This window comes from Bradyrhizobium sp. Mp19 (assembly GCF_029952935.1).
Taxonomy (GTDB): domain Bacteria; phylum Pseudomonadota; class Alphaproteobacteria; order Rhizobiales; family Xanthobacteraceae; genus Bradyrhizobium; species Bradyrhizobium elkanii.
In genome coordinates, this window is the sequence record NZ_JASAUT010000006.1 from 220,938 (window position 1) to 233,127 (window position 12,190).

Annotated in this window: 9 protein-coding genes; 3 read left to right on the forward strand and 6 right to left on the reverse strand. The window is 66.0% G+C overall.

All coding sequences use genetic code 11. The annotated features are described in order from the left end of the window. Window positions 1-221: 221 nt before the first annotated feature. Window positions 222-473, forward strand: coding sequence for a hypothetical protein (locus QJT82_RS10680; protein ID WP_155258369.1), 252 nt, complete (start codon window positions 222-224; stop codon window positions 471-473). Here QJT82_RS10680 and QJT82_RS10685 read toward each other — a convergent pair. From QJT82_RS10685 to nirB, 4 genes are all read right to left on the reverse strand, one after another. Further along, window positions 470-1,522 carry an amidohydrolase family protein gene (locus QJT82_RS10685; RefSeq protein WP_245288654.1) on the reverse strand — a complete coding sequence of 351 codons (1,053 nt, stop codon included), beginning with the start codon at window positions 1,520-1,522 and terminating at the stop codon, window positions 470-472. The genes QJT82_RS10680 and QJT82_RS10685 overlap by 4 nt on opposite strands. Before the next feature lie 110 nt (window positions 1,523-1,632). Next, window positions 1,633-4,296, reverse strand: coding sequence for a nitrate reductase (locus QJT82_RS10690; RefSeq protein WP_051447756.1), 2,664 nt, complete (start codon window positions 4,294-4,296; stop codon window positions 1,633-1,635). 11 nt (window positions 4,297-4,307) lie between these two features. Continuing rightward, a complete protein-coding gene (gene nirD / locus QJT82_RS10695) occupies window positions 4,308-4,637 on the reverse strand; it encodes a nitrite reductase small subunit NirD (protein WP_028335429.1) in 330 nt (109 codons plus the stop codon). Next, window positions 4,634-7,093, reverse strand: a complete 2,460-nt coding sequence (gene nirB / locus QJT82_RS10700; protein WP_028339344.1) for a nitrite reductase large subunit NirB — start codon at window positions 7,091-7,093, stop codon at window positions 4,634-4,636. The genes nirD and nirB overlap by 4 nt, the downstream gene beginning before the upstream one ends. A 637-nt stretch (window positions 7,094-7,730) precedes the next feature. On the opposite strand from nirB, the gene QJT82_RS10705 reads away from it, so the two are divergent. Both QJT82_RS10705 and QJT82_RS10710 read left to right on the forward strand, forming a co-directional pair. Beyond that, window positions 7,731-8,990 (forward strand): MFS transporter, encoded by a 1,260-nt coding sequence (locus QJT82_RS10705; protein WP_028339346.1) that lies wholly within the window; start codon window positions 7,731-7,733, stop codon window positions 8,988-8,990. Window positions 8,991-9,053: 63 nt separating this feature from the next. Then, window positions 9,054-10,727 (forward strand): bifunctional protein-serine/threonine kinase/phosphatase, encoded by a 1,674-nt coding sequence (locus QJT82_RS10710; RefSeq protein ID WP_028339347.1) that lies wholly within the window; start codon window positions 9,054-9,056, stop codon window positions 10,725-10,727. Between the two features lie 272 nt (window positions 10,728-10,999). Here QJT82_RS10710 and QJT82_RS10715 read toward each other — a convergent pair whose 3' ends face one another. Both QJT82_RS10715 and QJT82_RS10720 read right to left on the reverse strand, forming a co-directional pair. Further along, on the reverse strand, window positions 11,000-11,626 hold the full coding sequence (locus tag QJT82_RS10715; RefSeq protein WP_063607056.1) for a hypothetical protein: 627 nt from the start codon (window positions 11,624-11,626) through the stop codon (window positions 11,000-11,002). After that, a complete protein-coding gene (locus QJT82_RS10720) occupies window positions 11,623-12,165 on the reverse strand; it encodes a c-type cytochrome (RefSeq protein ID WP_050384815.1) in 543 nt (180 codons plus the stop codon). The genes QJT82_RS10715 and QJT82_RS10720 overlap by 4 nt, the downstream gene beginning before the upstream one ends. Window positions 12,166-12,190: the final 25 nt, after the last annotated feature.

Sequence of the window (12,190 nt, forward strand, 5' to 3'; positions counted from 1 at the left end):
TGCCCGCGCGCGCTCAAGCCTGCCGATACACCATTTTGGTGTGACGAGCACTGCATTGTCGGCATGAAGCCATCCCCGGGCGGCCTATGTGCGGCGCACCGGCGGTATTTGGCCGGAACCGGCCGGCCCCCGCCCGGATTGCCGCCACGCGAAATTGTGAAGATGGCCGACACCGATTTGCCTTGGCGTCAGCGGTATTTTGCCGCGACGAGGAGGAAAAGATGCGGACGATCACGACGGTCGGGTTGCTGCTGACGCTGCTTGCGGCCGCGATGCCGGCGGTGGATGCGCGCGGCGGCCACGGCCATGGCGGCGGGCACGCGATGCATGGCATGCACTTTGGCGGCGCCACTGGCGCCGGCGGTTTTGCCGACGACAAGCACCACGGCAACCATGCCTTTACCAAGGCAGCTTCGGATGAGGAGGACCACCTGCTCAACAGCAAGCTGAAGAGCATCTGCCGCGGTTGTTAGGACGACGTCCAGCGAAGCCGCGCCAGGATCGCGCGGCCCATGATCCAGTCCTTGTCGCTTTCGCTGAGGAACGGAAGCTCCTCCGTGAATTGCGTCACCCGCTGCCGGTAAGTCGCCCGGGCGAATGAGTTGGTTAGATCCGTCCCCCAGTGGCAGCGTTCCGGGCCGTAGGCGTCGAACAGGCGGTGGATGTGCGGGATCACGTCGCGGAATGGATATGGCTCAGTCGAAATCAGCGGGATCGACGACAGCTTCACCGATACATTCGCATATTTTGCGAGCGCAGCCGCCTGGACGATAGCCTCCGGCACCATGTTGTTTTCCGATGAGCCGGGACGTGGGCGCAGGCCCGCGCCGACGCCCATGTGATCGATGATGAGCGTAAGTTGCGGATACCGCTCGGCGATGCGGGCGAACAGCGACGTCTGGCCCTCGGTGAGAAACATCACAGGCAGGCGGGCCTTCTCCGCCGCCGGCCAGAACCAGTCCGCGGTCCCGTCTGTCAGCCACGCCGCTTCGCCGGGGCCGAAGTTCAACCTCACGCCCAGTACGCCGGGCTGGTCGCGCCAAGTCGCAAGCCGTGCCGCGCGGTCGGGCTTGTCGAGGGCGACACGCGCCATGATGGCGAAGCGGCCCGGATACCGTCTGACTGCCTCTTGGGCATAATCGATGCGCTCACCTTCAAGCGACACTGGCGGAACGATGACAACGCGATCGACGCCAGCCTCGTCCATCAGTGGAATGACTCGCTCGATGGTGAATGGCTCCGGAAGCTGCGGTTTGGCGCCAGGGAGCCAGGGTCTTTCCGGAGTGCTTGCCGGCCACAGGTGAACCTGCGAATCGACGATCACTCGTTTTTGCGGCGCGACTGCTGCCGTGGCGCGTTGCATTGACAGCGCGACACCGGTCGCGACGGCGCCGGTCAGAAAATGACGGCGTGAAGGCATGTAATGTCCTTCCTGTTTAGCCTTGGTCACGACATGATGGTGATCGGCACGGCGCGCCTCAGCAGGGGTCACCGCAAACTGGCTCGCAATATTGAAGATCACATCAGGAAATTGCGGCCGTAGAAATACGGCTCAAGGTCAATTTGCGCCGCAACAATCTTGAACCGCGCATGTCTCGGTTGGACCCTGGCGCGGCTGCGATGCGCAGCGACTTATGACGCGATCGCCTGCCGCGGCTGCGCGGTGGCGCCGATCAGCTTGCCGATCTCGGGCTTGCAGCCGCCGCAATTGGTGCCGGCCTTCAGGCAGCGGCCGATCGCATCGACGCTGTCGGCGCCCTTTTTGATCTCGGCGGTGATCTGGTGCCGTCCGACGCTGAAGCAGGAGCAGACAATCGGGCCGACATCCTCGCCCGCGCCGAACGGCCGTCCGGCGAGCAGCGACATCCGCGCATTGGCCGACAATTGCTGTTCGGCGAACAGCCCGGTCAGCCACGCACGCGACGGCAGCGTGTGATCGGGCGCGATGAACACGCAGCCCTCGAGCCGGCCGTCGCGCACCGCCGCGTAGCGGAAGCGGCCCGCCGCCGGATCGCGATAGGCGATCCATTCGATCTCGACACCTTCGAGGCCGAGCTGCGCCCGCGCCCAGTCGCGCCAGCTCTCCGGGCGGGCATCGAGCGCAAGTTCGAGCCGCGTGCAATCGCCGGCCTTGCCGTAAACCCAATAACCGCTTGCCGGACGTCTGATCGCATCGCGGCTCAGGATGAAGGCGTGCCATTTCGGCGTATAGGGATCGGCCTTCACCGGCGTGTGCTTCGACTCCGGCTGGCCGGACAGCGGATCCGTTGCCGGATTGACCAGCGCGTTGACGCGTCCCTCGCCGGCGAACTCCGCGTTCCAGTGCATCGGCACGAACACGCAGCCGCGGCGCTGGTCGGCGCTGACCACGACGCGCGCGATCATCTCGCCCCAGCTGCTGGTCAGCCGCGCCAATCCCTCGTTTTGCAGCCCGGCCTGCCGCGCATCCTCGGGGTGGAACTCGGCATAGGGCTCGAACACATGCGCCATCAATCGTCCGGTTTTTCCGGTCCGGGTCATGGTGTGCCACTGATCGCGCACGCGGCCGGTGTTGAGCACCAGCGGAAAGTCGCGGCTGGTCGCGTTGCGCGCCGCGCGCGGCGCCACCGGCACGAAGCGCGCCTTGCGGTCCGGCGTGAAGAATTGCTGGCTCTCGAACATCCGCGGCGTGCCGGCCGGATGGTCTGACGTCACCGGCCACTGCACGGGCGCCAGCGCGTCATAGGCGTCATCATCCAGCGTCGCCAGCGCCGAGATGTCGAAATCGCGCCGGCCGCTATTCTCGAAGCCCGACAGTTCGGCGTGCTCGCGGAACACCTCGGCAACCGAAGCGTAGTCGAAGCCGGAATACCCCATCCGGACGGCGACGTCGCAGATGATGCGCCAGTCGGCGCGCGCCTCGCCCGGAGCTGCCAGGAACGGCCGCTGCCGCGAGATCCGGCGCTCGGAATTGGTGACAGTGCCGTCCTTCTCGCCCCACGCCAGCGCCGGCAGCAGCACGTCGGCATGGCGCGTGGTGTCGGTGTCGCGCATGCAATCCGTCACCACGACGAGCTCGCAGGCGTCGAGCGCGGCGCGCGCGCGATCGGCATCCGGCAGGCTCACTACCGGATTGGTCGAGATGATCCACACCGCTTTGATGCGGCCGTCGGCGATCGCATCGAACATGTCGACCGCCTTCAGCCCGGCCTTTTCCGCGATCACCGGCGCACGCCAGAACCGCTGCACCAGCGCGCGATGCGCGGGGTTGTCGATCTCCATATGGGCGGCGAGCTGGTTAGCGAGCCCGCCGACCTCGCGGCCGCCCATCGCGTTGGGCTGGCCGGTCAGCGAGAACGGCCCCATGCCGGGCCGGCCGATGCGCCCGGTCAGGAGATGACAATTGATGATGGCGTTGACCTTGTCGACGCCGCTCGACGACTGGTTGATGCCTTGCGAATACAGCGTGACGACGCGCTCCGTCCGCGTGAACCAGTCGAAGAACAGCCCGACCGCGCCTTCGGTCAGGCCGCAGGTCGCAGCGGTCTGCGCCACGGTCTGGCCGCCGACCTGCTTGAGCGCGTCGACGACACCCGTCGTGCAATTGCCGACAAAGCCGCGGTCGACCGCGTTGCTGCCGGCAAGAAAGGCGAACAGCCCGTTGAACAGCACGGAGTCGCTGCCCGAGCGCAGCGGCAGATGCAGATCGGCGCCCTCGCAGGTCGCGGTGCGGCGCGGATCGATCACCACGATCTTGCAGGCCGGGTTCTTCTCCTTCGCCGCCAGCATGCGCTGGTGCAGGATCGGATGGCACCAGGCGGCGTTGGAGCCGACCAGCACCAGCAAGTCCGCCTGCTCGAGGTCCTCGTAGCAGCCCGGCACGGTGTCGCTGCCGAAGGCGCGCTTGTGCCCGGCGACGCTGGAGGCCATGCACAGCCGCGAATTGGTGTCGATATTGGCGGTGCCGACGAAGCCCTTGGCGAGCTTGTTGATGACGTAATAGTCCTCGGTCAGCAGCTGGCCGGAGACATAGAACGCGACCGCGTCCGGGCCGTGCTCACGAATAATGCGATTAAAGCCATCGGCGACGCGATCGAGCGCGTCGTCCCATGCCGCCGGCGCGCCGTCCACCATCGGCTCGAGCAGACGCCCGTCGAGATCGATGGTCTCGGCGAGCGCCGAGCCCTTGCTGCAGAGCCGGCCGAAATTGGCCGGATGCTGCCTGTCGCCCGCGACGGTGACGACACCCGCCGCGTCCTTCGACGCGATGACGCCACAGCCGACACCGCAATAGGGACACGTGGTCTTGACGGACATTGCCTGACCGCTCAGCTCACCGCAGCCGCCTGCCGCACCGACAGCCAGACAACGCCGTTCTCGACCTTGGCCGGATGGGTATGGGTGCAACCTTCGTCGGGCGCGACCGCCTGCCCGCTCGCCAGCTCGATAACGAAGTTATGCAGCGGACAAGTCACGCGCTTGTTGTGCACGATGCCCTGCGACAGCGGCCCGCCCTTGTGCGGGCAGCGGTCGTCGAGCGCGAACACCTCGTCGCTCTCGGTCCGGAACACCGCGATGTTGCCGCCCGGCGTGCGCACCACGCGCGAGCCGAGCCGCGGAATGTCGGTCAATGCGCCGATTTCGATCCACTGGGTCATGCGAGCTCCAATTCGGCGAGAGGTGCGAACTCGTTGCGGTCGACGCCGCGGCTGGCACGCTCGGCCCACGGATCGGTCTGCGCGAACTGCTGCGAATAGGCAAAGCGGGCGAACAGCGCCTTGCGGTTCGCAACGTCGTCGACCACGCGCTTCCTGATCTGCTCGAGACCGACGCGGTCGCACCATTTGTACATGCGTTCGAGATACCAGCCCTCCTCGCGGTAGAGCTGGGTCAGCGCCACGATCACCTCGAGGCATTCATCCTCGGTCTCGACCTTGGTCAGGAACTCGGTGCCCTTGATGTGCAGTCCGGCGGCGCCGGCGAAATGGATCTCGTAACCGGAATCGACGCAGACCACGCCGACGTCCTTGCAGGTCGCTTCCGCGCAGTTGCGCGGGCAGCCGGAGACGCCGAGCTTGACCTTGGCCGGCGTCCACGATCCCCACATGAACTTCTCGAGCTTGACGCCGAGGCCGGTGGAATCCTGGGTGCCGAAGCGGCACCATTCGGAGCCGACGCAGGTCTTCACCGTGCGCAGGCCCTTGGCGTAGGCGTGGCCCGACACCATGCCGGCGTCGTTGAGGTCGGCCCACACCGCCGGCAGGTCCTCCTTCTTGACGCCGAGCAGGTCGATGCGCTGGCCGCCGGTGACCTTCACCGTCGGGATGCTGAACTTCTCGGCGACGTCGGCGATCGCGCGCAGCTCGCTCGGCGTCGTGACGCCGCCCCACATCCGCGGCACCACCGAATAGGTGCCGTCCTTCTGGATGTTGGCGTGGACGCGCTCGTTGATGAAGCGCGATTGCTGATCGTCGCGATATTCGCCGGGCCAGGTCGCGAGCAAATAGTAATTCAGCGCCGGGCGGCAGGAGTGGCAACCGTTCAGGGTCTTCCACTCCATGAAGCGCATGACGGCGGGAATGGTCTTGAGCTGCTGCTCGACGATGACGCGGCGAACGTCGTCGTGGCTGTGATCGGTGCATTTGCACAGCGGCTTGACCTTCGGCGCCGCCGAATAGTCGCCGCCGAGCGTGAACGCCAGCACCTGCTCGACAAGGCCGGTGCAGGAGCCGCAGGACGACGACGCCTTGGTGTGGGCGCGAACATCGTCGAGCGTGAACAGCTTCTTCTCGCTGATCGCCTTGACGATGGCGCCCTTGCAGACGCCGTTGCAGCCGCAGATTTCGGTCTCGTCGCTCATCGCGGCAACCGAGCTCTGGCCGCTGACGCCGCCATCGCCGAGATTGGCAGCGCCGAACACCAGGCGCTCGCGCATATGCGAGACGTCGGTGCCGTCACGCAGGTGCTGGAAGTACCAGGGGCCGTCGATGGTGTCGCCATAGAGCACGGCGCCGACGATCTTCTTGTCCTTCAGGATGATGCGCTTGTAGACGCCGCGGTTGGCGTCCTGCAGCACAATCTCCTCCTTGTCCGGCCCCGGCGCGAAGTCGCCGGCCGAAAACAGGTCGATGCCGGTGACCTTCAGCTTGGTCGAGGTGACCGAGCCGTCATAGGTGGCAAAACCCTTCATGGCGAGGTGGTTGGCGCAGACCTTGGCCTGGTCGAACAGCGGCGCGACAAGGCCGTAGGTCTGGCGGCGGTGCTGCACGCACTCGCCGACCGCGTAGATGCGACCGTCATAGGTCTGCATGGTGTCGGAAACGACGATGCCGCGCTCGCAATAGAGTCCGGCCTTCTTGGCGAGCTCGAAATTCGGGCGGATGCCGACCGCCATCACCACGAGATCGGCCGGCAGCTCGGTGCCGTCGCCGAAGCGCACGCCGGTGACGCGGTCCTCGCCCAGGATCGCTTGGGTCTGCGCCGGCATCTTGAACACCATGCCGCGCTCTTCCAGCGACTTGCGCAACAGACCGCCGGCCACCGGATCGAGCTGACGCTCCATCAGCGTGTCGAGCAGATGCACGACCGTGACGTTCATGCCGCGCTTCATCAGCCCGTTGGCGGCCTCGAGGCCCAGCAGGCCGCCGCCGATCACGACCGCATTGCGGTAGTCGGTCGAGGCCTTGATCATGCGATCGACGTCATAGATGTCGCGGAAGCCGATCACGCCCGGCAGGTCCTTGCCCGGCAGCGGCAGCATGATCGGATTTGAGCCCGTCGCGATCAAGAGGCGGTCATAGGGCACGCGCTCGCCGGCTTCGGTGACGACCTCGCAGGTGCGACGGTCGATCATGGTGACCGTCTCGCCCTTGCGCAGCGTGATGTTGTTGTCCTCGTACCAGTCGACGGTGTTGAGCATGATGTCGTCGACGGTCTTCTCGCCGGCGAGCACCGGCGACAGCAGGATGCGGTTGTAATTGCCGTAGGGCTCGGAGCCGAACACTGTGATGTCGTAGAGATCGGGCGCGCGCTCCAGCAGCGCCTCGACCGTCCGGATGCCGGCCATCCCGTTGCCGATCACCACGAGCTTCTGCTTGGTCACTTTGTCGAGCATGGTCTGCCTTTCAATTCCGACGGCGCTGCGCAGCGACGCGGCGTGCGTCGTTGATGTGCACCGATAAAGGTTTGGAGTTGTAGGAAGCCCAGCCGCGGGCGCAGACCGTCTTCGATGACGACCGATGTTCCGTTATTGATTGATATTCAAAACGCGTGCCAACTCGTGGCGGGCGAATCCGGCTGCAAAATCAACAGGTTTCCGGCCGACCAAAATCCGCCGGGTCGCCCGCGGCGCCGACAGCCGGCCGAAATTTTAGCCACGCCGATGATCTCTTGTGCATCACAGCATCGCCGGCCGTGATGGCGATCGCGAAGTCGCATTTGATGCGCGATCGCGCGGGCTTGGCGCACCGCACAAAAAAGCACCAGCGTGCGCGTTTGCGCGGCGGCATTTGCCGCAAGCCACGCCACGTGCGGCCGCGGAACGCTGTCCGCGATTGCGCGGCAACGTCTTGCGACTGCACGGCAAAGCGACGCGACGTGATCGATGGCACGGTAATTGCTGACCACAGCTGTTGACGGAGTGCGTCTCAACGACGAGCGCGCTCAGCATTCACCCACATTCCATTTGTCTGCGCTTGAGACGGCCGCGCTTTGTGCGGCTGCCTCCGCCGCATCAACGCGAGATGCTTGCGATGAAGCTAGCCGAGTTCAAGAAGGCAGGTCACTGGCCGACACTGCTTGCCGCGTTCCTGTACTTCGACATCAGTTTCATGGCGTGGGTCGCGCTCGGACCGCTGATCGTCTACATCGCGCGCGACATGAATCTGGCGGTGAACGAGAAGTTCACCTTGGTCGCCATTCCCGTGCTCGCCGGCGCGCTGCTGCGCGTGCCGATGGGCATTCTCGCCGACATCATCGGCGCCAAGCGCACCGGCATCATCGCCCAGCTCGTCGTGATCGCCGCGACCGCGGCGGTGTGGCATTTCGGGCTCACCAGCAAGCTCGCCATCGAACTGTTCGGGCTGGCGCTCGGCGTCGGCGGCGCCTCGTTTGCCGTCGCCCTGCCCCAGGCGAGCCGCTGGTATCCGCCGCAATATCAGGGCGTGGTGATGGGCATCGCCGGCGCCGGCAATATGGGCGTCGTGCTCGACACGCTGCTTGCACCGACCATTGCCGAGCATTGGGGCTGGCAGGCCGTGTTCGGCTGCCTCTTGATTCCGATGCTGATGGTGCTCGCCTATTACGCGTTCGCAGCCAAGGACGCGCCGGGCGAGCGCAAGAAGGTCTCGCTGCAGGCTTACGGCGCGCTGCTGAAGGATTCCGACAGCCGCTGGTTCATGTTCTTCTACTTCATCACCTTCGGCGGCTTCGTCGGCCTCGCCAACGCGCTGCCGCTCTATTTCACCGTGCAGTATCATGTCTCCGGCGTCGCGGCCGGCATGCTGGTCGCGCTGATCGTCGCGTTCGGCTCGGGGTTCCGTCCCGTCGGCGGCATGATCGCCGACCGGATCGGCGGCATTCGTTCGCTGTCGATCCTGTTCGGCGTCGTGGTCGCCGCCTATCTTGTCATCGCCTTCATGCCGGAGGGCCCGACCGCGCCGACGCAGGCCGGCTGGGCGTTGACCGAACTGCCGCGCATCGCCTGGATCTCGGTGCTGCTGTTCTCGATCGGCGTGCTGGCGCTCGGCATGGGCAACGGCGCCGTGTTCCAGCTGATCCCGCTACGCTTCCGTCACGAGATCGGCCTCATGACCGGGCTGGTCGGCTGCGCCGGCGGCATCGGCGGCTTCTTCCTTGCCCAGACGCTCGGCTTCGCCAAGGGCATGACCGGCGGCTTCGGCGCCGGCTTTCTGTTCTTCGGCGGGCTGGCGTTGCTTGGCTTCATCGGACTTGCCATGGTCAAGGTCCGCTGGCGCACCACCTGGGGCGCGGTATCGGGAGCGCGCGTCTGAGGACTCCGCTCCGCAATGTGACGGGGCTCGGACGTGGCGAACGGTTCGCAACGGGACTTGGGGGTGCGCGTCGGCTTCGCCAGCGAGACCGGCAAGCGCGCCGCCAATGAGGATTATGTCGCGGCCTGCCTCGGCCAGCCGGGCTCGGTCCATCGCGACGTCGTCGCCGCGGTCGCCGACGGCGTCGGCGGCCACAAGGGCGGACGCGAGGCCGCGGAGGTCGCGGTCCGCAGCTTCATCGACGCCTATTATTCGCTGCCCGAGACGCTCGGCGTCCGCCGCCGCGCCGCGCGGGCGCTGGAAGCCGCCAACAGCTGGATCTACGGCCAGGGCCGCGTCGATGCCGCGCGCAGCGGCATGGCCTGCGCGTTCTCCTCGATCATCCTGTCGCGGCGGCAATGCCATGTGATCCATATCGGCGACACCCGTGCCTATCGCCTAAGCGACGGCCGGCTGGAACGCCTGACGCAGGACCATATCGCCGGGCGCGGCGACCTCGCCCACATGCTGAGCCGCGCCATCGGTTTCGAGGAGTTCGCCCGCTTCGACTACACGTCCCTCGGGCTCCGGCAACACGACCGTCTCCTGATCTGCAGCGACGGGGTTCACGGCGCGCTCGGCGATTTGGGCCTCCAGCAATTGCTGGAGGAACGCACGCCGCCCGACGAGTCCGCGCGCAGCATCGTCGATGCCGCCCTCGGGGCCGGCAGCAGCGACAACACGACCGCGCTGGTGCTCGACGTCGTCGACCTGCCGCCGGCGGACCGCGACGATCTTACGCACGCGATCGCGACGCTGCCGATCCTCGATCTGCCGGTGACCGGCGATACGATCGACGATTTCAGCCTCGGCGACGTCTTGTCCGACGGGCGCTACAGCCGCCTGTTCAAGGCGACCGACAAGCGCGCCGGCCGCGAAGTGGTGCTGAAGTTTCCACATCCACGGGTCGCGAGCGAAGGCTCCTACCGCCTCGCCTTCGTGCGCGAGGCCTGGGTCGCCGCGCGCGTGCGCAGTCTCTGGATCGGCGAAATCATCGAGGTGCCGGCGGAGCGGCAGACCAGGCTCTATTCGGCGATGCCGCTCTACGAGGGTGAAACGCTGGAGCAACGGCTTGGCCGCGCGCCGCGGCTGTCGCTCACCGAGGGCATCGCGATCGCAACCAAGCTGGTGCGCGCGGTCACCGCGCTGCACCGCGCCGGCATCATCCATCGCGACATCAAGCCCGACAACGTGATCCTGCTGAAGGACGGCGGGTTGCGCCTTGTCGATCTCGGCGTTGCGCGGGTGCCGCTCTTGGAGGATTTTCCCGCCGAGGACATTCCGGGCACCGCGAGCTACATGGCGCCCGAGCTGTTCGGCGGCAAGGCCGGCGACGAGGCCTCCGACCTGTTCGCGCTCGGCGTCACGGTCTACCGCATGTTCACCGCGAACTATCCGTTCGGCGAGATCGAGCCGTTCTCGCGGCCGCGCTTCGGCAAGCCCGCGCCGCTGTCGCGCTACCGGCCGGACCTGCCGGCCTGGCTCGACGCGGTCATCGGCAAGGCGCTCAGCGTCGACCCGGCGCAACGCTTTGGCGATGCCATCGAGTTCGCGCACGAACTGGAAAACGGCGCAACCTGGGCCGGCCCCGCCGTCACCACCCGCAAATCGCTGCACGACCGCGATCCCGTGACCTTCTGGAAGGTGCTGTGCGCGATCCTGGCCCTGGTCGTCGTCGTGCTGCTGGCGCGGCACTGAGCATTGATGAGATCAAGTTGAAGACCGCCTGTACTCCCTCTCCCCGTTCTTACGGGGTCGAGACAAGCGAAGCTTGCTCTTAGAGGGTTGGGGTGAGGGGCCGTCTCCGCGTATTCGGAGATAGCTGCATGTGCAGAGACTCCCCCTCACCCGGAACGCATCTAACCATGCGTCATAGCCGAAGCTCTGGCTTCGGCGTTCTTGAAAACGGCCGCCGAAGGCGGCCTATGCCTCTCCCCGCACGCGGGGCGAGGTGAAGCGAAGTTCGCGGCTCAAGACCCGGCCCGACGGATCGTGATCCGGGTCTCGTCGGTCATGTCCTTGAGCTCCTTGTTCGGCTCGCGGTAGAGATGACGCTCGATCTCGACCGTGCGGCCGTCGATCGTCTTGGTGCATTTCTCGTCGACAAATACGCCGCCGACCTCCTGCTTGTCGGCGCCCGGCTGTGCCTTCGAACAGGTCCAACCGTCCTCGCCATAGCGCGACCTCGCCTGCAGGCCGAGCAGGAAGGCCTTCTTGCGCAGATAGAGCCGCGCCTTCGGATCGGTCTCGATCATGAGCGCCGCGATGTTGGCGTCCTTGTCGATCATGACGGTGAGGATCGCGGGATGGCCGCCGACCATGGTGCCTTCCCGCCCGCTCTCACGATCATACTCGAAGCGGATGCCGCGCAGCTGGTCCGGTCCGGCCTGGCAAGCCTGCCACTGCGCCCAATCAGCCAATCTGTGGGTCTTCTCTCCGACGCAGGTCAGGTTGATGTAGCCCGCGTCCGGCACGCTGCTGATCGCCATTCCGACGCTGATGTCGCGCAGGTCTCCCGCGGTCGCCATCGCCGGCACCGCTGCCGTGACGGTGACAGCGAAGACCAAGCCACGGATTGCCGATCCTTGCTTGCTCATGGCTTTGCCTTCTCGCTCTGGTCGGACGGCGCGGCGGCGTGGCCGGCCTCCTTGTAGATGTTGCAGACCCGCGAGCCATCGCCGAAGAACGCGATGCATTCATCGTAGGTCGGCTCGCCCTTGCCCTTGACACGGGCAAGCACGTAATCGGCGACGGCCTCGATCTCGTTCGGCCGCAGGAACACATTCGCCTCGGGCGGCATGCGGTCCGCGACATCCTGCCGGGTCATCTCGTAGCATTTGGTGGTGTCGTAGGAGCCGCGCACGAAGAACGGCATGCCGGTGCCCGGCCGGCCGCACGTCACGGTCTCGATGATCTGCTCGCGGGTCAGCTCGGTCTTGCGCAGCGACAGCGCATCGCCGCCATAGCCGCCGCCGCCATTGCCATGCCATTTGTGGCAGCCGACGCAATTGCCGCGCTTGAACACCGCCTTGCCCGCATCGGTCGGATCGCTCGCCGACTGCGCTTGCGCGGTACCGATGAATCCCATCACCAGCGCGCAGCCGAGCCACGCGCCAACCAGCCAATTTTTTTTCATTTGTCTTGTTTCTTGTCTTTTTTTG